Below are 21,098 nucleotides of genomic sequence, written 5' to 3'. Positions count from 1 at the left end.
TAAAAAACAAAAGCCTACAGAAAGTAGGCTTTTCTATGCATAAATTAGAATAAAACAAACTGAATCCGACAAATCATAAATAGAAAAGAATCTCAATTCGTGATAATTCTATCTCCAATATACGAAAAAAAGCTCAAATGAGGGCAAAATGGATAATTCAGAACAAAACATCCACAAGCAAGAAAATCAAGGTTATGCGCGTATAGAGCCATATACTCAACCCGCTGGTGGTTGGGGAGCATTGCTTAGCGTTGCGCGAAACTTAAAACGCCAAGATGTTCTAAAAAAAGGTTCAATCACACTATTAAACATTAATCAGCCGACAGGCTTTGATTGTCCAGGTTGTGCATGGCCTGAAAAAAAAGATACTCATGCCTTTAACTTTTGTGAAAATGGTGCAAAGGCTGTTGCTTTTGAGGCAACTAGTAAAACAGTAACACCAGAATTTTTTGCAAAACATACTGTGAGTTGGTTATCTGAGCAGAGTGATTTTTATTTAGAGGATTTAGGTCGCCTTACTGATCCTATGCGATATGACATCGTGTCAGATAAATATATTCCGATCAGTTGGGATGAAGCTTTTAAGCTGATTGCAAAACATCTCCAAGCACTGGATGACCCCAATCAAGCGGCTTTCTATACATCAGGACGTACCAGCAATGAAGCAGCTTTTTTATATCAATTATTTGTAAGAAGCTTTGGAACCAACAATTTCCCTGATTGCTCGAATATGTGCCATGAGACCACCAGTGTGGGATTAAAGCAGTCGATCGGTTTAGGGAAAGGCACTGTAATTCTAGATGATTTTGATCAGGCTGATGCTATCTTTAGTTTTGGTCATAATCCAGGAACTAACCATCCTCGAATGTTAGCAACTTTAAGAGAAGTTTCTAAACGGGGAGGTAATATTGTCGCAATTAATCCAATTAAAGAGCGTGGTTTGGAGCGTTTCCAAGACCCACAAGCGCCTTTGGAGATGATGACTAACAGCAGTACACCAATTAGTCGTTATTATTTTCAACCTAAAATTGGTGGGGACTACGCATTACTTTTAGGGGTCCTTAAGCATTTATCTGAATGGGATAAAAAAGCATTAGCGCGAGGCAAATCTAGCGTATTTGATCGAAGCTTTATCGAAAAAAATACGGTTGGTTTTGAGCAGATGATTGCTGAGGTTGATCGAACAGAATGGGAGCAAATTCATAAATACACAGGGCTTCCACCTGAACATTTGGAATCAATTGCACAAATGTTTTTAGATGCTAAAACCGCGATTTTTTGTTGGGGGATGGGAATTACTCAACATCGTCACGGTACAGCCAATATTCATATGTTAGCCAATCTGATGTTGGCTCGAGGACATATTGGACGACCTGGTTCAGGTCTATGCCCAGTTCGTGGTCATAGTAATGTACAAGGCGATCGGACAATGGGTATCAACGAAAACCCAAGTGACCAGTTACTTGATAGTCTCGATCGAGTTTTTGGCATTCAATCACCACGAAAACATGGATATGGTGTGGTTGATACCATCAAAGCAATGTATGAGGGTCAAGTAAAGGTCTTTATTGGTTTAGGTGGGAATTTTGCAGTTGCAACACCTGATACGCCGTATACACAAGAAGCTTTACGCAAATGTAATTTGACTGTTCATATCGCAACTAAATTGAATCGCAGTCATTTGGTGTGTGGTGCAGATGCTTTAATACTCCCATGTTTAGGGCGGACAGAAGTTGATCAACAGCTTCATGGACCTCAAGCAATTTCTGTCGAAGATTCCATGAGTAATGTGCATTTATCAGCAGGACGCAATCCTCCAATCTCAGAAAATATCTTATCGGAACCTGATATTGTTGCTCGCATGGCTGAGGCAGTATTACCAACGAGTCAAGTCAAATGGCGATGGTACATTGAAAGTTATGATCGCATTCGTGATTCGATTGCAGATGTATTTGATGAATTCCATGATTTTAATCAACGTGTTTATCAAACAGGAGGTTTCCATTTAGAACATCCAGCTAATCAACATGTTTGGAATACGCCAAGCGGCAAAGCACAATTTTTAATTACCCCTTTGGCGGAAGTGTATGAAGATACCGAACATCAATATGCAGCCGCGTATACTCAACAAAAAGTTTATACCTTAATGACCACTCGATCGCATGATCAATACAACACAACCTTATATGGACTTGATGATCGATATAGAGGTGTTTTTGGTCAACGACGAGTGCTGTTTATGAATCAGTTAGATATCGATTCGGCAGGCTTTGAGGCAGATCAATGGGTCGATATTGAAAGTGTATTCTCTGATGGTGTTAAACGAATTGTGCATAGTTTTCGCATCGTGCCATATAACATACCTGTGGGCAGTTTGGCTGCATATTATCCAGAGACTAATCCATTGGTCGCACTCGGTAGCCATGACAAACAGGCAAAAATTCCTGCATCAAAAAGTGTGCCCGTGATACTACATGCTGGAAAAGCCCCTGAGCATTTTAACTTGGCTGTAGAAGTTGAACCTGAGTTAGCAAATCAACGTGTGAGCAATCTCTAGTGAATAAATTTGATGCTTGTTGAGATGAATGGGAGACTAAATACTGTGGTGGTAGATACATTAGGCTATGAAACTGTAGAGGTACATCGTTTTCATCAGAATACGTCTGAAAATGAAATGGATTATATTGTTCAAGAATATCCTGTTGCATTGATTTATAACGGTATTTCTCATGCAGTGATGATGGCGACACCCGCTGATCTTGAAGTTTTCGCAAAAGGATTTAGCCTTTCTGAAAGTATTATAAATAGTTTAAATGAGCTATATGCAATTGAAATGAATCAAAATGAACTTGGAATCCAAATAGAGATGACGATTTCATCACGTGCTTTTATAGCTTTAAAACAACATCGACGCATGATGGTGGGTCGCACGGGTTGCGGGTTATGTGGAATTGAAAGCCTGAAGCAACTCTATTTAGATCTTCCGAGTATTTCTACACGTTTAAAGCCTTCTTGGTTAAATCAAATTCCAAGTGCGATGGCACAACTCAAGGTGAGACAAACAATCAGTGAACTTACAGGTGGTGCACATGCAGCAGCTTGGGTTGTTAATGGACAAATTGTTGCTTTATTTGAAGATGTCGGTCGGCATAATGCATTGGATAAATTGCTTGGCTATTTGGCTGAGCAAAAGTTAGATGTCGGAGATGGATTTATTGTGATGACCAGTCGTGCCAGTTATGAACTGATTCGCAAATGCGCCCAATACAACATAGCTTTGCTGGCAACGATTTCTGCTCCAACCAGTATGGCGATTGAGATGGCAAAAAAATTAAATTTAACTCTAGCCAGTTTTTGTCGTGGGGATAAGTTTGTTCTATATAGCCAATAATTATCAATATCTAGAATTTTTAAAGGCAATCAATAATTTATGCCTCAGCTTTTGCTAACTCTGTTTCGATATAGCTAATAATCATCGTACTTAAACCTTTAACCATTTCATCAAAGCTAATTTGAGGGTTAGGTAAGATGAGATGACGAGCGACGTTAAAGATACTGCTGTTGATACTGATATAGGCTGTAACGCTCAAATTATTAACTTTTAGATATCGAGGATGGCGCATCATATATTTCATGAGCACTTCCATCAACGCCATTTCAATTTGTCCGATATAGCGTTCATATTTAAGTTCTGTGGCATAGCGTAGACATATAAGATAACGATCATTGTCGCGTGTGAGCAAATCTCGGAACGTATAAAAGATCATCTGAAACAATGGTTCAAGCTCCATTTCCACGATGATAGGAGTAAGTTCTTTCACCATATCTAATACTTCTTTTACAAAAGATTTGGCCATCGCATCATAAATTTCTTCTTTATTCTTAAAGTATTCATAAAGTGAACCTACACTCACTCCAGCAATATCAGCAATATGGCGGGTCGTTGTTCCACTAGTTCCATTGGCAGCAACAGCGATAAAACCTGCTTCGATGATAGTATCAACAGTAACTTTTGAGCGATTTTGACGAGGTTTACGAGTAGCCATTTCAGTGAAAAATAAAATCCGAACATATTGTCAGATTAGCATGCCCTGATATCTCATGAAAGTTCTATTAAATTAATCCGAACAAAAATAATTACTAATTTTTAAATTATGCTTTTGAATTTGTAATAAATACCAGTTTAGATAAGATAAATAAAATTATTTCATTATTTTTTCTTAATTATGTTTTATTTAAATTAATGATAATTATTGTTTTTTATTTTAATTGCTGTGAATTTTTATGATTGAGATTGCTTGTTGGGTCGTATCAATATTAGAAAAATATAGGATAAAAAATCTTCATTTTTACCCGAATTGAATCCGAATATAAGATCGGTTTACATTGGTTCTAGTAGGGAACTAGGTTCAATAAAATCTCCCGAATCTTTTTTCGTAACTTAAAAAAGAATGAGTGTGGCGAAAAGAGATGAACCTAATCCAAAGAATATTAAAGGGCAAATGATGCTCAAGTGAAGTAGGTAGGTGTAGCCATGATTAGCAGCACGTTGAACAAAGGTTTGAGTTTATTTAAATCCAACCCAATAACTGAGCAAATCGATTTTGCGAGTAAAAAAAGCATACCCATTCGACACTTGGCAATCGGATTTGAAGGTAAACAGATTGATTTATCATTCTATATGAATAACCAGTTTGCAACGATTTTCTTTGCAACGCTTTCTGTTTTCTTGACTTATGGTGAAGATTTAGTGATTGAAACAGCACGTCACCATCGTGATTTGCTCAAAGATCCTATTTTAAAACAACGTGTAACCTCTTTGATTGGCCAAGAAGCGATTCATTCTAAATTACATAATGAATTTAACGACGCAATTGTTGAACTTGATTATCCTGTGCGCTTGTATCGTTTTCTTGGTGAAAAGTTTTTTGATCATATTTTCTTGAAATTCCCACAACTATTAAAACTTTCTCTAATGGCTGGAATCGAGCATTTCACGGCCGTGTTAGCAGAATACATGATGGCGCATGAGCAGAACTTCTATTTTTCTGATGATGCAAAGACACGTGCTTTGTGGATGTGGCACATGCTTGAAGAGTCTGAACATAAGGATGTTGCTTATGATGTTTATCAAACATTGAATGGTAATTATGCGTTACGTGTTACAGGATTCTTCCTTGCATATTTCACGATTCTTGGGCTGATTCCATTCTCAGCAACATTAGTTCCAGTCTTGCGTAAACCACAAGAAATGTTAACTGTGAAGTTTTGGAAAGATGCTCGACGTGGTGTGAAATTAATCTTTAGCCCTAAAGATGGTGTGTTCGGTAGTACTCAGGCTCGAATCTTTGATTATTTACGCAGAGATTTCCATCCTAACGATCATGATGCATCAGAATATTTTAAATACTACGAGAAAAAATTGTTATCAGAAGGCGGTGCTTTACATCCTTTCTTTGTGAAAGAGTTTACACCTAAAGTTCAGGCAGCTTGATTGATTTAAAGTTATGCAGTGCGCTAGTGAATTATCGTTTTCGAGTGGCAAAAATGATCAATTCGTTATGAGCAATTTGGTTCTTGTTGGTCATATTTTGCTAGTGCACTATGCATCGAATATCTTGATAAAGACCAGTATTAGATTTTATCGAGATAATGTTTGGCACAAACATTCTTAGAAATTTTTTTAAGAGCTGAGATGTTTCAAATTGCAGAAATAATCTTAAAGACAATTTGATCATTTCATTGGATGTGCCGCTATTAATTTTTATATTACTCTCTCTGTGGGGGACAAGCGATGGTCGCTCAAGTTATTCGAAATGTATTTTCAGACAAACTTAGTACTAAATATCAAGGCATTGTCCAAAATTTAGCGAACAAGGCTCCAATTCCTATTCGTCATTTTGATTTCAAATTTAATCCAGCTGAGTTGGATCAGAAGTTCTTCTTAAATAAAGAGTTGGCGACTTCTTATTTTCATGCTTTATCGATTTTCTTAACCTTTGGTGAGGATGTGGTCATTGAGACAGCTCGTCACCATCGTGAATTTATTAATGATCCGATTTTGAAACAAAGATTGACTTCATTAATTGGTCAAGAAGCAATTCACTCAAAAATTCATAATCAATTCAATGATGAAGTTCTCAAAGAGAATGGTTATCCAGTCGAATTGCTCCGCGCCATTGCAGATAAAGTGTTTGAGTACGGAATTTATAAACTACCGCACTCTATGCAGCTATCTTTAATGGCAGGTATTGAGCATTACACCGCTGTACTCGCTGAATTTATGATGCAGCATGAAGAATATTTACTTGGTTCACAAGATGAAAGACAACGTGCGATGTGGATGTGGCACATGCTCGAAGAATCAGAGCATAAAGATATTGCTTATGATGTTTTTCTAGAGTTATCGGGCGATTACTGGGTTCGTATCACGGGATTCTTACTTGCAAGTTTAACCATTTTAGGTGGTGTTTCTTTAGGTGGTTACTTGATGCCATTTATTCGTAAGCCAAGTAATTTGATCAATCCACGTTATATGAAAGATGTATTAGAAAGTACAGCTTTGTTATTCGGTAGTGAACGAGGTGTATTTGGTAGTAGCTTTATGCATATCTTGGAATATTTACGTCCAAGCTTCCATCCAAACGACCATGACACTACAAAATACATGGAATATTACAAAGAGCGTTTATTAAATCCAGAAACAGGTTTGTTATCACCTTATTTCTTAAAAGAATTTGTGCCACCTGTTCGTGCAGCATCTGCATAACTTGGTCAAGCTGAAACAATATTTTGGAATACAAATATGAAATTATTTGGAAAGAAAGCCAAACCAAGCCAAAACGCATATGCAGTGGTAACTGGTGCGGGAAGTGGGATTGGTCGTAGTTTTGCACTTGAACTGGCAAAGCGTGGCGGGACTGTGGTTTGCTCCGATATTAACTTGGAAGCAGCAAAAGAAACGGTTGCCTTAATCGAGCAATTGGGTTCAAAAGCTTTTGCAGTAAAGTGCGATGTTGGAAATGCTAAACAAGTTGAAAAGCTTGCTGACCAAGCAGAACAACTTATGCAACATCCAACAACACTTGTGATCAACAATGCAGGTGTTGGGTTGGGTGGTAAGTTTGATGAAACCTCTCTGGAAGATTGGAAATGGGTTTCAGATATTAACTTATGGGGCGTGATTCATGGTTGTCACTATTTCGTACCAAAGTTTAAACAACTTGGTCGTGGTGCAATTATCAATGTAGCTTCGGCAGCGTCTTATACTGCGGCACCTGAAATGACAGCGTATAACGTGACTAAAGCTGGGGTACGTGCTTTGTCTGAAACGCTTTCAGCTGAATTGAGAAAACATAACATCAAAGTCAATGTGTTATGTCCAACATTGGTGCCTACCAATATCATCAAAAACGGAAAAGTACCGCACAAGGGTATCTTGGACTATGCACTGACAAACTTGGCCTTCACGACCAGTGACAAAGTTGCCAAGTTGACATTAGACCGTTTGGATAAAGATCAGCTTTATACCATCCCTCAGATTGACGCAAAACTATTCTGGTTAATGAAACGTACTGCTCCGAATTTATATGCAAAATTCTTGGGTACATCATACCGATTAATGAAATAAAACCTGTTTAGGAAAAGATTTTAATTACTGAGATAAGCTTTTTTTAGGTTAATTAATGTTTATTTCAGTTAAATAAATGAAAGGATATTTTGAATGACAGCTCAAGCAAAAAAATTAAATTCTGCTGACAAAAAAGCCCTCCCTCAGCATATTTACGATACGTTTATCGTAGGCGCAGGGATTTCAGGTATTGCAACAGCAATCCGTCTTAATCAAGTTGGTTATAGCAACTATAAGATCATTGAAAAGGCAACACGCGTTGGTGGTACTTGGCGCGAAAACACTTATCCAGGTTGTGGTTGTGACGTACCGTCAGCTTTGTATTCATACTCATTTGCTCCAAGCGCAAAATGGAGTCACTTGTTTGCTCGTCAACCTGAAATTTTGAACTACTTAGAAGAAGTGAGTGAGAATTTTGGCGTAAGTTCAAAAATTGAATTTGGTACAGAGTTACTCAGTGCAAAATGGGATAATGAGCGTAATTTATGGGTGATGGATACTAATAAAGGGCAGTTCTTGTCACGCTCAGCGATCTTCGCAACAGGCCCAATTACAGAAGCTCAAATTCCAAAATTAGATGGTCTAGAGACCTTTACTGGCGAAATGTTCCATTCAGCAAGATGGAATCATGATTATGATTTGACTGGTAAACGTATTGCGGTCATCGGAACGGGCGCATCAGCAATTCAGTTTGTGCCACAAATTCAACCAAAAGCTAAAGAATTATATGTATTCCAGCGTACCGCGCCGTGGGTTGTTCCAAAACCTGATACGGATTTGGGTGATGTAAGTAAAAAATTAATCGAAAAATATCCATTAATTCAAAAAACTTGGCGCCAAGCAGTTGCTCAATCATTGAATGCGATTAACTTTGGTTTACGTAATCCTGCTGTGTTAAAACCAGTGGGTGAGTTGGCTAAACTGATTTTACGTTTCCAAATTGAAGACGCAGAGCTACGTAAAAATGTAACGCCAAACTTCACTATTGGTTGTAAGCGTTTATTGTTCGCAAACAATTATTATCCAGCTTTACAGCAACCAAATACTAAACTCATCCCTCATGGTTTAGTCAAGGTTGAAGGTAATACTGTTGTTGCCGCAAATGGTGAGCGTCATGAAGTTGATGTGATCATTTGGGGTACAGGTTTTGAAGTCTCTCATCCACCGATTGGCAAGCGTGTTGCGAATGAAAAAGGTGAGATTTTAAATGACCTTTGGAAAAGCAGTTCTCCAGAAGCGTATTTAGGTACAAGCATTGAAAACGTACCAAATGCTTTCTTGGTTTTGGGTCCGAACGTTCTGGTATATGACTCTTTTATTGGTCTAGCAGAAGCTCAACTTGATTATATCGTTGATGGTTTATTGAAAATTAGAGATCAAGGTATTGCCAAGTTAAACATCAAACCTGAAGTGATTAAAAAGCACAATGAGTTAGTACAAAAGCATCTTAAAACCACTGTTTTCAATGCTGGTGGATGTAAGAGCTACTATTTAGATGCAAATGGTCGAAACTTTGCTGCTTGGCCTTGGTCGTTGAAAAAGTTAAAGCAACGTTTAAAACAGATGGATTTAAATGATTACCAAGTGACGTATCAAACTGAAAAGACCAACTAATTTTTTAGTCGAGTGATATTAGGGCAGTAAATTTTATCTTAGGATGGAGTTTGCTGCTTATTTTTTGCAAGATAGAAATAAATTAGGAAATAAATATGAAAGATGGACAATCAAGCCGAACGGCTGAGGCGGCTGCGGCATTACGTGCGAATCATTTTCAAAATGCTCAAAATCCAGTTTTTTCTGACCCATTTGCATTTGAGCTAACCAGTAAAGGTTGGCAAAAATTATTGAAAACATCGCTCACCGTTAAAGTGATGAATTCAACTGTATTTAACCGAACTTTAGGTTTACTGACAGGGCAAGTTGTTGGTCGTTCTCGATATGCAGAAGACTTATTGCAGCAAGCGATTCAGCAAGGAACTCAGCAATATGTCTTGGTGGGTGCAGGTTTAGATTCGTTCACGTTGAGACAAGCACAGCGCTATCCTAATCTAAAAATTTTTGAAGTTGATCATCCTGATACCCAAGCGGCAAAACAGTTGAAACTCAAAGAATTTGGTGACATTCCAGTTAATGTTGAGTTTGTATCAATTGATTTTGAAAAAGAGTCGATTGCAGATGCTTTGGCAAGAAGTTCATTTCAACAAGATGGAAAAGCATTTTTTTCTTGGTTGGGTACAACACACTATCTTGAACCACAGACCACACTACATACTTTATCGAGTATTGCTCAAATCGCTAGCGAGGGAAGTGAAGTGGTTTTAGATTATTCAATTGACTATCGTGAGTTGAATGGTGTTGAACGGTTCGGAAGTTTATTTATTTCACAATTTACTCGTTTCTTGAAAGAACCATTAAAAGGTCAGTTTCGACCGAAAGATTTGCATCAAGCTGTGAATGAAATCGGCTATCAGGTCTTAGAGGATTTATCAGGTGATGGTCTAAGTGAGCGCTATTTTTATCAGCGTCCTGATCATATTCGACATACGATAGCAACGCATATGTTGCATTTACTTTTAGCTAAATAGGCATATATATGACTTAGCTCCTAAGAGTTTCGGGGCTAAGTGTCTAAATAAAAAGATGCTTAATTAAAATAAATTCTGTATAAAATCCCATTCGGAAATTAATAAAAATAAATATTGGTAAAGCAAAGCGTTGGAGTATATTGCTAAAATAAATCAATAAAAGAAAGAGTAGCAATTGGGAAGCGTATGTACATTGATCTAAACAGTGATTTAGGCGAGAGCTATGGCTCATGGTCTATGGGTAATGACGAACAAATACTTCCGATTGTTAGTAGTGCCAATATCGCTTGTGGTTTTCATGCAGGCGATCCCAAAAGTATTCTACAAACATTGAAGCAAGCTGCCCAATTAAAAGTGAGTGTAGGTGCGCATGTCTCCTATCCAGACTTAGTGGGTTTTGGCCGTCGTAATATGGATGTGGCATATGATGAGTTATATGCAGATGTCTTGTATCAAATTTCAGCTTTACAAGGTCTAGCACAAGCCGCAGGCACTAGCGTTCGGTATGTAAAACCTCATGGTGCTTTGTACAACACTATCGCTACCAATTTAACTCAAGCAAAAGCAGTTATAGATGCGATCTTGGCTTACGACTCGTCTTTGGTATTAGTCGCTTTAGCTGGTTCACCCTTAATTGAATTTGCAAGAAAGCAAGGTTTAAAAGTCGTATCAGAAGCATTTGCTGATCGTGCTTACCATCGTGATGGGACCTTGGTTTCGCGTCGTCAAGAGGGTGCAGTTTTGCATGATGTAGAAATGATTGCTGAGCGTGTATTAGATATGATCAAAAAAAAGGGTGTCATGTCTATAGAAGGCGAATTTACCCCGCTTAAAGCCGATACAATCTGTTTGCATGGAGATTCGTTAGGAGCATTACAGATGGCAAAAGTGATTCGCCAAACCTTAGCTGATCACCAAATTGCTATACATAGCTTTGTATCTTAAGACTTATAGATCATATCGTTGAGTGCTGGAATGAGATTTTTATCGGTCAATGAAAATGCATTTTTAATTGAATTAGATGCTTTAGAAACAACAATTGCAGTATATCAATCACTCAATCAAGCGAATCATCCTTATATTCAAGAATTAATTCCTGCTGCTCGAACAGTCTTGGTGTATTTCGATCCAATTTGGATTGATCAACTTAGCTTGATCAAATGGATTCGTTCCCAAAAAATTGAATTAAAACGATTTAATTCAACTAAAGAAATTGTTATTGGTGTTCATTATGATGGTTGTGATTTAGCAGAAATAGCCGATCATTTAGGGCTAACAACTCAACAATTGATTCGAAAACATACCGAAACCTGCTGGCAAGTTGCATTCATTGGTTTTGCACCGGGATTTGCTTATTTGATGAGCCATGACCAGCCATTTGGTAGTGTCCCACGCCGATCCTCACCCCGTAAAAAAGTAACAGCAGGATCGGTCGGTTTAGCAGGAGAATATAGCGGAATTTATCCTAAGGAGAGTCCTGGTGGGTGGCAACTGATTGGGAGAACGGATGAAATCATGTGGGATATTCACCGAGAAAATCCAGCTTTGTTACTGCCTTCTGATCAAGTGATTTTTAAAGATATTAGTCGAAACCCAACACAAACCTCTGTTTCAACAACCCTAGTTCATTCAAATTTAGCAACCCACAAACCTGTTTTATTTGAAGTATTAAATACTGGATTACAAGTCTTAGTCCAAGATCAAGGTCGACATCATGTAGCATCTCTTGGAGTTGGAAGAGCAGGCGCGTTAGATCAGAGTTCTTTTGCTGAAGCGAACCTAATCGTTGGTAATCCTAAACACGCAGCAGTGTTAGAAATTTTAAATGGTGGGCTAAAACTTAAAGTCATTCAGCCATCTGTAATCGCAGTGACGGGTGCATTGAGTGAGCTTTGGATTACTTATAAAGAGACAGGTAAAAGACAAGCCAGTTTATCCCAACCAATCGCTTTAGATGAAGGTGATGAGATCTATCTAACACAGCCTAAAGAAGGGTTGCGTAACTATCTTGCAGTTCAGGGTGGAATCTATGCGGAGCAAATTCTAGGTAGTGTCAGTTATGATTCGCTTGCAGAATTGGGTACATCACCTATTCAGGTTGGTGATCAGATTTATTCTGCTCAGTTAAAAACATATCCTGTTGAGTTAAATCATTTTGTTCGAACAAAACCAAAAGTAGGCGATGAAATCATTATAGATGTGTGTTTAGGTCCTCGAACAGATTGGTTCTCTACAGAAAGTTTGGAATTGTTCTTCAATCAGCGTTGGCAAGTCAGTGCCGAAAGTAACCGAATTGGATTGAGATTAAGTGGTGAAAAACCGCTAGTGAGAGAGAGCGACAAAGAGTTACCGAGTGAAGGATGTTGTACTGGTGCGATACAAGTACCCCCAAATGGTCAGCCTGTCTTATTTATGAATGATCACCCAATTACAGGTGGATATCCAGTCATCGCGAGTGTTACAGCATATCATCTTGACCTAATCGCGCAGATTCCAACAGGGTGTTTGATTAAATTTAGACAAATTTCAGATTTTATGGACTTAAAATAAATGTACAGTTCACATAAGCTTTTAATTGCAAATCGGGGTGAGATTGCAGTTCGAGTGATTCAAGCTTGCAAAGATTTAGCGATTAGATCGGTTGCAATCTATGCAGATGATGACATGGCGAGTTTACATGTCAAAATGGCGGATGAAGCTTGGGCGCTATCGGGTTTGACTGCAAAAGAAACTTATCTCGATATTAATAAAATTTTGGCAATTGCCAAAAAAGCTCAAGTCACGATGATTCATCCAGGATATGGTTTCCTTTCAGAACGTGCTGATTTTGCGCAAGCCGTATTGGATGCAGGTCTTATTTGGGTTGGGCCATCTCCTAAGGCAATTCAACAACTTGGTGACAAGATTCAAGCAAGAAAAATTGCTCAATCAGTTGGTGCTCCATTGGTACAGGGCACAGCACAACCACTACAGTCTGCAGAAGAAGCACTAAAGTTTGCTAAACAATATGGCCTCCCGATTGCTATCAAGGCCGCTTATGGTGGCGGTGGACGTGGTTTAAAGGTCGCTTGGGAGCTCGAGGAAGTTGCGAGCCTGTATGAGTCTGCCGTCAGAGAAGCTACAGCAGCCTTTGGACGAGGCGAATGTTATGTTGAACAATATTTGGATAAGCCTAGACATATTGAAGCTCAGATTCTCGCAGATCAGTTAGGTCATATCGTTGTTGTTGGAACACGAGATTGCTCTTTGCAAAGACGTAATCAAAAGCTTGTAGAGGAAGCGCCAGCACCGTTTATCTCAGATGAGATTTATCAACAAATTGTAAGTTCATCGATCAAGCTGTGTCGTGCAGTTGATTATGTCGGGGCAGGTACAGTCGAATATTTATTGAGCCAAAATAGCAAGCTGTCATTTTTAGAGGTTAATACACGATTACAAGTTGAACATCCCGTGTCTGAACAAACTTCGGGACTAGATATTGTTGTGGAACAAATAAAAATTGCATTAGGTGAACCGCTTTCAATCCAAGCTACGCCGAAAGTTCAAACACATGCAATTGAGTTTCGTATCAATGCCGAAGATCCTGCACGTGGATTTATTCCCTCATTTGGTCAAATATCCAAATTTATGGCGCCATCTGGTATTGGAATTCGTCTAGACACAGGCGTTATGCAAGGAAGTGAAGTCTCCTGCCATTTTGATTCTTTACTTGCAAAATTAATCGTGACGGGACCAACACGTGAGATTGCCATTCAACGAGCTAAAAGGGCTTTAGCTGCTTTTGAAATAGAAGGTATAGCCACTGTTTTACCTTTTCATAAAGCAGTATTGCAACATCCAGATTTTGTTGACGAATTTAAAGTACATACGCGATGGATTGAGCAAGATTTTTCTCACGAATATGAAGTTCAACAGCGAAGTATGATTCAGGATGATCATCAATTTGCACGCTTCATGATTGAAATAGATGGGAAGTTACAACAAATTGGATTGCCGAAGGAGTTTTTAAATTTTCAAACCGTTCAACAGAATGTAAAACCTACAGAAGAAGTTAAAGTATTTGATGAAAAAACACTGCTTGCTCCAATCTCAGGTGTAATTACAGCTTGGAAAGTAGAAGACAATCAAATGGTAGAAAAAGGTGATGTAGTTGCAGTGATGGAGGCAATGAAAATGGAAGTTCAGGTAACTGCTCATCGTAGTGGACAGATTAAGCAATTAGCACAGATCCATCAAAATTATTCAAACGATGAGAAAATAGCTGAGATTCATGCTCTGAGAGCATTATAATAAAAAAGCCACTAGATCATTATCTAGTGGCTTTGTATGGCTTAACGACGGCTTTGATTGTACACAGCCATAGCTGCTGGTAGGTTCTTACGCATATCGCCAATACGTTGAGTATTTGATGGATGCGTTGATAAGAATGATGCACCGCCAGGACCATCAAGACGATTCATTTTTTCCCATAAGCTGATTGCCGCGTTAGGATTGTATCCAGCGCGAGCCATTAACATTAGACCGCCGTAATCGGCACGACTTTCGAGATTACGAGAATAAGGTAAACCAATACCAATTTGGCTACCTAAGTTAATTGCTGCATTTCCAGCTTCACCAATATTAGCGCCTGCATAGCTGGTACCAATACCAATGGCTAGGCTAGTCAGTGCTTGAGCCCCAATTTTGCTTTTAGCATGCTCTTCAAGGGCATGGGTCATTTCATGTCCCATAATTGCAGCGATTTCATCATTGGTTAAATTAAGCTTATTTACGATACCTGTGTAGAAAACAACTTTACCGCCAGGTGCGACATAAGCATTCACGTTGTCAGATTTCAACACTGCAAGCTGCCAATCAAAGCGTTGTCCAGTTTGATTCATTCGATCTGCGTAAGGTTTTAAACGTAAGAAAACCGTATTGATACGTTGATAAGTGCTAGAACTAGTATCAAGTTGGTTTTTAGCACGAGCTTCTTGAGTCATTTTAGAGAAACTTTGTGCTGATTGAGCATTCAAAGTTGCACTATCTGCACCAGCCATATCAGCAAAAGAAGCACAACCAGAAATGGTCATCACTGATGCTGCACAAAGGCTTAAAGCCAGCTTCTTCATACTTATTCTCTCCAAATCAGTATCTTATTGGTTTAATCTTTCATTAGAATTATAAAAAATGTTTGAAGCGCATAACATTCTGAATCTCTCTATAATCATTGTAATTATGTAATCAAACTGAAAATGATATTTGAGATAAATCAAAAAATTAAAGCCAGTGTGAGGCACTGGCTTTGTTAAGAGTCACTTGAAGCGTGTAACGATTATTCTTCGTCGTCAAACTCTTCTTCAGTAAATGCATTTTCTTCTAATGACGTATCAAAAATTAAAATTGCTTTACCATCAATTTGAATCATGCCTTGATCTTCAAGCGTCTTAAGAACACGTCCAACCATTTCACGTGAACAACCGACAATACGACCAATCTCTTGGCGAGTAATACGGATTTGACGACCATTTGGTAAGATCATTGCTTCTGGTTGCGAAGATAAATCAATTAAACAACGTGCAATACGACCAGATACATCAATAAATGCAAGGTCAGTTACTTTACGTGTTGTATTTTTTAAGCGGCGAACTAATTGAGCAAATACCGCGTAGCTCAAATCAGGATATTGTTTGCTTAATTCGTGGAAGTTGTCGTATGAAATCTCGGCGATTTCACAAACATCACGAGTTCTTACTTCCGCAGTACGTTGTGGGTTCTTCTCAAAAAGACCCATTTCGCCAAAGAAATCCCCAGGGTTTAAGTATGCAACGACAATCTCACGTTCATCATCTTCACGTAAAATAATTGACACCGAACCTTTTAATATTAAATACAGTGATTTTGATTCCGTTCCAGCGTCAACAATCGTGGTGCGTTTAGGCTATCTGTTAATATGAGCACGTTTTAGCAAGGCTTTAACAGATTCAGGTAATTGACCTGGTGATAAAGCATCAGTACTAAGCTGTGAAAAATTTGAAGTCATGCTTAAAATTTCCGAATTTGGATAAAACCGATCGCACAGGCCTTGTTAGAGCCTTTTCTACACAGAAGAGATGAAATTCCTTATCAACTCATTTTATGTTAGTGTACAAGAACAGAGTAAATTTATAACGTTTTTTGGGTAGTTGCAATGCAAACAAGTGTACATTGGTTAGAGAATGTTGCTTTTGAAGCGAAATCAGAAAGTGGTCACACTGTGCTGATGGATGGTTCCGCTGAATATGGGGGTGAAAACCGTGGTCCACGTCCTATGGAGTTGATTTTAATGGGACTTGGTGGTTGTGCTTCGTTTGATATTGTGACCATTTTAAAGAAATCTCGTCAAGATGTGACGAATGTCGTGTGTCAGTTAAAAGCTGAACGTGCTGACGCGATTCCAGCAGTATTTACCAAAATCCATTTGCACTTTATTGTGACTGGAAAAGCTGTCAAAGAAAAGCAAGTTGAGAAGGCAGTTGAACTTTCTGCTGAAAAATATTGTTCAGCAAGTAAAATGTTATCTGATGGTGGTGTCGAAATCACGCATGATTTTGAAATTGTTGAAACTGCCGAAGCTTAAGATTGTTTAGATTTTCTAAAAGGTGATCAATATCGATCACCTTTTTTATTTTAAAAATAATTGTGGATCAACTCGTGCATTATTTAAACTCATACCCCAATGCAAATGTGCGCCTGTCACTCGTCCAGTTTTTCCTACAAGACCGATAAGTTGACCTTGACGAATAGTTTGACCTTTTTCAACATCAATTTTACTTAAGTGGCAATACATGCTGATTAAGCCCTGACCATGATCAATCATGATGGTATTACCATTGAAAAAGTAGTTTCCAGTCTGAACGACAATACCATCAGCAGGTGCAATTACTTTTTGTCCTACAGGTGCAGGAATATCTAATCCAGAATGTGGAGCACGTTCTTCTCCATTAAAAAAACGCTTCCGACCAAAAGAATTACTGAATTTACCTTTAGTTGGACTGATAAAATTGGGAAATTGAGTCCAAGTACTGTTTGTAAAAGAGTCGTAAATATCATTTTGTTCTTTGGCTTCGCGAGCATAGCGGTCAAGTTGCGCTTGAGTAGGATTTACATAATCCTGATTTTTTACGTTTAAACGTTGCTCAGCATATGAGAATGCATTGATCTCAATTTGAATTGGGGCGATATTCGTTTCTAGGCTCAATATTCCAGCAGGAGCAGATAAAGGAATACCGAAAACAGCATATCGTTTAGAATTTTCACGGGAAATTAAAACAGGTTTATGGTTATAAAACACCTGCGTTATTTGGTCTGATAATGGTATTACCGCAATTCCTCCCGCTCGACGCGAGTCTTTAGGTAATTCAGCTACTGAGACTGATGAAAGTGTAATAAGAACAGAAGAAATAACAAACTTATTAAAATACATTGCTTTCAATGACATGAAATTATTTATGTCAAAGTAGGTCAGATTGAAATTATAAGCAATAGTCCATTTGTGATATTTCAACACATTAAAAATTTATAAAATTATACTTGAAATAGGGCGTTTATAGTCCCATATTATTACTGAGTTTTATTAATGATGATTAATATAAATTTTTGAAATATATATAAATTTTATTTGAAATTTAAAAATTAGTTCCCATCTTAATTACAAGTTGAAAATTTGTTGTGAGGAATAACAAGAATGCGTTTTGAAAAATTTACAAACCGTTTACAGCAAGCTCTTTCAGATGCTCAATCGTTAGCAATGGGTAAGGATCATACAGCGATAGCAGGAATTCATATTCTGACAACCTTGTTAGAAGAGCCTGCTAATTTAAGCTTATTACAACAGGCTGGCGCTCGCTTACCTGAGTTAAAGCAGAAATTAGAGCAAGCTTTAAAAAATGCTCCGACATTAGCAAACCCAACAGGTGATATTAATCTTAATCCTGAAGCAGTAAAGGCATTGAATCTTGCGGATCGCTATGCACAGAAAGTTGGTGATGAGTTTTTATCAACAGATTGGGTGTTGTTGGGTTTAGCGGAGACAGGCGAAACCAAAACTATTTTGAATGGTGTTGGTGTTACAGCAGAGAATTTACGTAAAGTCATTGAAAATATTAGAGGAAATGACAAAGTTATGAGTAATAATCACGAAGATCAACGTGACTCATTAAATAAATATACGATTGATTTAACTGAGCGTGCATTGGCAGGTAAGTTAGACCCTGTGATTGGACGTGATGATGAAATTCGCCGTACCATTCAAGTGTTGTCGCGCCGTACCAAGAATAACCCTGTGTTAATTGGTGAGCCTGGTGTGGGTAAAACCGCAATTGTAGAGGGGTTGGCACAACGAATCATCAATGGTGAAGTACCTGAAAGCTTGAAGAATAAGCGTGTACTCTCTTTGGATTTGGGCTCATTACTTGCGGGTGCAAAATATCGAGGTGAGTTTGAGGAGCGCTTAAAAGCCGTTCTAAAAGACCTTGCGAAGCATGAGGGTGAAATCATTCTCTTCATCGATGAGTTGCATACACTTGTTGGTGCTGGTAAGGGTGATGGTGCGATGGATGCAGGTAATATGTTAAAACCTGCTTTGGCTCGCGGTGAGTTGCGTTGTGTTGGTGCAACGACTTTAGATGAATATCGTCAATACATTGAAAAAGATGCTGCACTTGAGCGCCGCTTCCAAAAAGTCTTGGTAGATGAACCGAGTGTGGAAGATACGATTGCAATTTTACGTGGTCTTAAAGAGAAATATGCAACACATCACGGTGTACAAATTCTAGACTCAGCGATTATTGCTGCTGCGAAAATGTCTCATCGATATATCACTGATCGTCAGTTACCAGATAAGGCGATTGACTTGATTGATGAAGCTGCATCGCGCATCAAAATGGAGATCGACTCTAAACCTGAAGCTTTAGATAAATTGGATCGCCGCTTAATTCAGTTAAAAATGCAACTAGAAGCGGTGAAAAAAGATGAAGATGCGGGTAGTAAAGCTGAAGTTAATCATTTAGAGCAACAGATTGCTGAAAAGCAAAAAGAGTACAATGATCTAGAGGAAATTTGGAAAGCTGAAAAAACACTGGTCGAAGGTGATAAAAAGGCTCAAGTTGAACTTGATCAAGCACGTGTTGCTTTAGAAAAAGCAAAGCGTGAAGGTGATTTAGCTGAGGCTGCACGTTTGCAATACGGTGTGATTCCAGAGTTACAAAAACGTTTGGAACAAGCTGAAGTCGCAGAAGAAAATGAGGAACCAAAGCTCATTCGTACTAAAGTGACTGAAAATGAAATTGCTGAAGTGGTAAGTGCAGCAACAGGAATCCCTGTTTCAAAAATGCTTCAAGGCGAGCGTGAGAAACTTCTTAATATGGAAGAGTTTTTACATAATCGTGTAGTTGGGCAAGATGAAGCAGTAGTTGCCGTATCGAATGCAGTTCGTCGTTCACGTGCAGGTTTGTCAGATCCAAATCGCCCAAGTGGGTCATTTTTATTCCTTGGTCCAACTGGGGTTGGTAAAACTGAGTTGACTAAAGCATTAGCAAACTTCTTGTTTGATAGTGATGATGCGATGATTCGTATCGATATGTCTGAATTTATGGAGAAGCACTCAGTTAGCCGATTAGTCGGTGCACCTCCAGGTTATGTTGGTTATGAAGAGGGTGGTGTTTTAACTGAAGCTGTACGTCGTAAACCTTATAGCGTCGTACTGTTTGATGAGGTGGAAAAAGCACATCCAGATGTATTCAATATCTTATTACAAGTGTTGGATGATGGTCGTTTAACGGATTCGCAAGGTCGTGTGGTTGACTTTAAAAATACGGTTATCGTAATGACATCTAACCTTGGTTCACAAGATGTTCGTGAATTAGGAGAAGGCGCAACTGATGATGAAGTAAGAACTGTTGTGATGAGTGCTGTAAGTCAGCATTTTCGTCCAGAGTTTATCAACCGTATTGATGAGCTAGTGATCTTCCACTCACTACAAAAAGCTCAGATACGTGGTATCGCAGATATTCAGTTAGATCGTTTACGTTCTCGTTTGAGTGATCGTGATATGGGCTTAACTGTTGATGATACAGCGTTTGATCTGTTAATTGATGCTGGTTTTGACCCGATCTACGGAGCTCGACCTTTGAAACGTGCGATACAACAGCAAGTTGAAAATAGTCTTGCTCAAAAAATATTATCAGGTGAGTTCCAACCAGGAGATAATATTTTGATTAAAGCTGAGGGCGGACAACTGGTATTTGACAAAATCAAACTCAGTTAAATTTTGAAATCTTCAAGTTAAAAAGATGGTGACATAAGTCACCATCTTTTTTTGTATTAAGCAATTTATCAGATTTTTCAATGAATATTACCAATGACATTGCGACATTATGAAAAACTTGATACTTTCTGAGCAAATAAGAAAAAAATTCAGGATGAATTGCAATGGAAAAAAAGCAGCACTATTACACCAATATCGGTGTAATTTTGTTCATAACCGCTCTGCCTTTGAAAGGTTGGGCTGTTCAGCCACTATCAGAAAGGATTCTTGCTCAACAAACATCTATATTAAACAATACCTTACCTTATATTATTCAGAAAGCTGAACAAGATGCTCAGAAGCCTGAGGAAGAGCGGTGGCGTGCTCAGCGAATTTTAAGTGATAATTATTTGCGAGAAATTCGTATTGAAACGCTTTTAGATGGTGTTCTGTCGCCATACGAAGAACAAAAGAAAAATAATGTCGCTGACTTGCGAGAAAAGAAAAAGGCAACGATCAAGCCTCATGCACAAGATCCAGATCGCTTTACGATATATGAGTTTGAATCATCAAATATCAAAGGTGAGATTCGGATTACTGTCAAGTAACCCGATCTCTT

General features: G+C 38.4%; 16 protein-coding genes and 1 pseudogene. 13 read left to right on the top strand and 4 right to left on the bottom strand.

From position 1 onward, the window contains the following. Positions 1-148 precede the first annotated feature (148 nt). Together ACSC97_RS03530 and fdhD are read left to right on the top strand one after the other, a co-directional pair. Positions 149-2,557 carry an FdhF/YdeP family oxidoreductase gene (locus ACSC97_RS03530; protein WP_436659336.1) on the top strand — a complete coding sequence of 803 codons (2,409 nt, stop codon included), beginning with the start codon at positions 149-151 and terminating at the stop codon, positions 2,555-2,557. Positions 2,558-2,581: 24 nt separating this feature from the next. Then, on the top strand, positions 2,582-3,391 hold the full coding sequence (gene fdhD, locus ACSC97_RS03525; RefSeq protein WP_436659334.1) for a formate dehydrogenase accessory sulfurtransferase FdhD: 810 nt from the start codon (positions 2,582-2,584) through the stop codon (positions 3,389-3,391). 37 nt (positions 3,392-3,428) lie between these two features. Here fdhD and ACSC97_RS03520 read toward each other — a convergent pair whose 3' ends face one another. After that, complete coding sequence (locus tag ACSC97_RS03520) at positions 3,429-4,046, bottom strand: TetR/AcrR family transcriptional regulator (RefSeq protein WP_004953586.1); 618 nt, start codon at positions 4,044-4,046, stop codon at positions 3,429-3,431. Between the two features lie 488 nt (positions 4,047-4,534). Between ACSC97_RS03520 and ACSC97_RS03515 the strand changes: the two genes are divergently transcribed. The 8 genes from ACSC97_RS03515 to ACSC97_RS03480 all read left to right on the top strand — a co-directional run bounded on the left by ACSC97_RS03515 (position 4,535) and on the right by ACSC97_RS03480 (position 14,505). Beyond that, positions 4,535-5,494, top strand: a complete 960-nt coding sequence (locus ACSC97_RS03515; protein ID WP_436659332.1) for a metal-dependent hydrolase — start codon at positions 4,535-4,537, stop codon at positions 5,492-5,494. 300 nt (positions 5,495-5,794) lie between these two features. Beyond that, positions 5,795-6,769, top strand: coding sequence for a metal-dependent hydrolase (locus ACSC97_RS03510; protein ID WP_017395081.1), 975 nt, complete (start codon positions 5,795-5,797; stop codon positions 6,767-6,769). 36 nt (positions 6,770-6,805) lie between these two features. Then, positions 6,806-7,630: an SDR family NAD(P)-dependent oxidoreductase gene (locus ACSC97_RS03505; protein WP_004639500.1), complete on the top strand. Its 825-nt coding sequence runs from the start codon at positions 6,806-6,808 to the stop codon at positions 7,628-7,630. A gap of 93 nt (positions 7,631-7,723) precedes the next feature. Further along, positions 7,724-9,244 carry a flavin-containing monooxygenase gene (locus tag ACSC97_RS03500; protein ID WP_436659329.1) on the top strand — a complete coding sequence of 507 codons (1,521 nt, stop codon included), beginning with the start codon at positions 7,724-7,726 and terminating at the stop codon, positions 9,242-9,244. 95 nt (positions 9,245-9,339) lie between these two features. Then, entirely contained in the window at positions 9,340-10,215 is an 876-nt protein-coding gene (locus ACSC97_RS03495) for a class I SAM-dependent methyltransferase (RefSeq protein WP_436659327.1), read from the top strand. 186 nt (positions 10,216-10,401) lie between these two features. Continuing rightward, positions 10,402-11,160, top strand: a complete 759-nt coding sequence (locus ACSC97_RS03490) for a LamB/YcsF family protein (protein WP_436659325.1) — start codon at positions 10,402-10,404, stop codon at positions 11,158-11,160. A gap of 30 nt (positions 11,161-11,190) precedes the next feature. Beyond that, the gene (locus ACSC97_RS03485; RefSeq protein WP_436659323.1) at positions 11,191-12,765 is read left to right on the top strand and encodes a 5-oxoprolinase/urea amidolyase family protein; all 1,575 of its coding nucleotides are present in this window, start codon (positions 11,191-11,193) and stop codon (positions 12,763-12,765) included. Then, positions 12,766-14,505 carry a biotin carboxylase N-terminal domain-containing protein gene (locus ACSC97_RS03480; RefSeq protein WP_436659321.1) on the top strand — a complete coding sequence of 580 codons (1,740 nt, stop codon included), beginning with the start codon at positions 12,766-12,768 and terminating at the stop codon, positions 14,503-14,505. Between the two features lie 41 nt (positions 14,506-14,546). On the opposite strand, the gene ACSC97_RS03475 is transcribed toward ACSC97_RS03480, so the two are convergent. Together ACSC97_RS03475 and crp are read right to left on the bottom strand one after the other, a co-directional pair. Next, positions 14,547-15,326 carry a M48 family metallopeptidase gene (locus tag ACSC97_RS03475; RefSeq protein ID WP_004915079.1) on the bottom strand — a complete coding sequence of 260 codons (780 nt, stop codon included), beginning with the start codon at positions 15,324-15,326 and terminating at the stop codon, positions 14,547-14,549. Positions 15,327-15,529: 203 nt separating this feature from the next. Further along, positions 15,530-16,237 (bottom strand): annotated as a pseudogene (gene crp / locus ACSC97_RS03470) (cAMP-activated global transcriptional regulator CRP). Between the two features lie 147 nt (positions 16,238-16,384). Between crp and ACSC97_RS03465 the strand changes: the two are divergent. Then, a complete protein-coding gene (locus ACSC97_RS03465; protein ID WP_004953612.1) occupies positions 16,385-16,813 on the top strand; it encodes an OsmC family protein in 429 nt (142 codons plus the stop codon). A gap of 45 nt (positions 16,814-16,858) precedes the next feature. Here ACSC97_RS03465 and ACSC97_RS03460 read toward each other — a convergent pair whose 3' ends face one another. Further along, on the bottom strand, positions 16,859-17,659 hold the full coding sequence (locus ACSC97_RS03460; protein ID WP_436659392.1) for a peptidoglycan DD-metalloendopeptidase family protein: 801 nt from the start codon (positions 17,657-17,659) through the stop codon (positions 16,859-16,861). A 261-nt stretch (positions 17,660-17,920) separates the two neighbouring features. Here ACSC97_RS03460 and clpB point away from each other — a divergent pair, with 261 nt between their 5' ends. Then, the gene (gene clpB / locus ACSC97_RS03455) at positions 17,921-20,500 is read left to right on the top strand and encodes an ATP-dependent chaperone ClpB (RefSeq protein ID WP_004953616.1); all 2,580 of its coding nucleotides are present in this window, start codon (positions 17,921-17,923) and stop codon (positions 20,498-20,500) included. A 164-nt stretch (positions 20,501-20,664) separates the two neighbouring features. Then, positions 20,665-21,087, top strand: coding sequence for a hypothetical protein (locus ACSC97_RS03450; RefSeq protein WP_005402769.1), 423 nt, complete (start codon positions 20,665-20,667; stop codon positions 21,085-21,087). The last annotated feature ends 11 nt before the right edge of the window (positions 21,088-21,098 follow it).

This window comes from Acinetobacter sp. P1(2025) (genome assembly GCF_051390655.1).
Classification (GTDB): domain Bacteria; phylum Pseudomonadota; class Gammaproteobacteria; order Pseudomonadales; family Moraxellaceae; genus Acinetobacter; species Acinetobacter junii.
Note: the sequence above shows the minus strand (reverse complement) of the source record. Positions and strands in the feature narration are given on the sequence as shown.

Bases quoted from the DNA above. Each gene is read 5' to 3' on its own strand.
- ACSC97_RS03530 (WP_436659336.1), top strand. From the start codon at position 149: ATGGATAATTCAGAACAAAACATCCACAAGCAAGAAAATCAAGGTTAT.
- ACSC97_RS03500 (WP_436659329.1), top strand. From the start codon at position 7,724: ATGACAGCTCAAGCAAAAAAATTAAATTCTGCTGACAAAAAAGCCCTC.
- ACSC97_RS03485 (WP_436659323.1), top strand. From the start codon at position 11,191: ATGAGATTTTTATCGGTCAATGAAAATGCATTTTTAATTGAATTAGAT.
- fdhD (WP_436659334.1), top strand. From the start codon at position 2,582: ATGAATGGGAGACTAAATACTGTGGTGGTAGATACATTAGGCTATGAA.
- ACSC97_RS03475 (WP_004915079.1), bottom strand. From the start codon at position 15,326: ATGAAGAAGCTGGCTTTAAGCCTTTGTGCAGCATCAGTGATGACCATT.
- ACSC97_RS03510 (WP_017395081.1), top strand. From the start codon at position 5,795: ATGGTCGCTCAAGTTATTCGAAATGTATTTTCAGACAAACTTAGTACT.
- ACSC97_RS03480 (WP_436659321.1), top strand. From the start codon at position 12,766: ATGTACAGTTCACATAAGCTTTTAATTGCAAATCGGGGTGAGATTGCA.
- ACSC97_RS03450 (WP_005402769.1), top strand. From the start codon at position 20,665: ATGGAAAAAAAGCAGCACTATTACACCAATATCGGTGTAATTTTGTTC.
- ACSC97_RS03495 (WP_436659327.1), top strand. From the start codon at position 9,340: ATGAAAGATGGACAATCAAGCCGAACGGCTGAGGCGGCTGCGGCATTA.
- ACSC97_RS03460 (WP_436659392.1), bottom strand. From the start codon at position 17,659: ATGTATTTTAATAAGTTTGTTATTTCTTCTGTTCTTATTACACTTTCA.
- ACSC97_RS03490 (WP_436659325.1), top strand. From the start codon at position 10,402: ATGTACATTGATCTAAACAGTGATTTAGGCGAGAGCTATGGCTCATGG.
- ACSC97_RS03520 (WP_004953586.1), bottom strand. From the start codon at position 4,046: ATGGCTACTCGTAAACCTCGTCAAAATCGCTCAAAAGTTACTGTTGAT.
- clpB (WP_004953616.1), top strand. From the start codon at position 17,921: ATGCGTTTTGAAAAATTTACAAACCGTTTACAGCAAGCTCTTTCAGAT.
- ACSC97_RS03515 (WP_436659332.1), top strand. From the start codon at position 4,535: ATGATTAGCAGCACGTTGAACAAAGGTTTGAGTTTATTTAAATCCAAC.
- ACSC97_RS03465 (WP_004953612.1), top strand. From the start codon at position 16,385: ATGCAAACAAGTGTACATTGGTTAGAGAATGTTGCTTTTGAAGCGAAA.
- ACSC97_RS03505 (WP_004639500.1), top strand. From the start codon at position 6,806: ATGAAATTATTTGGAAAGAAAGCCAAACCAAGCCAAAACGCATATGCA.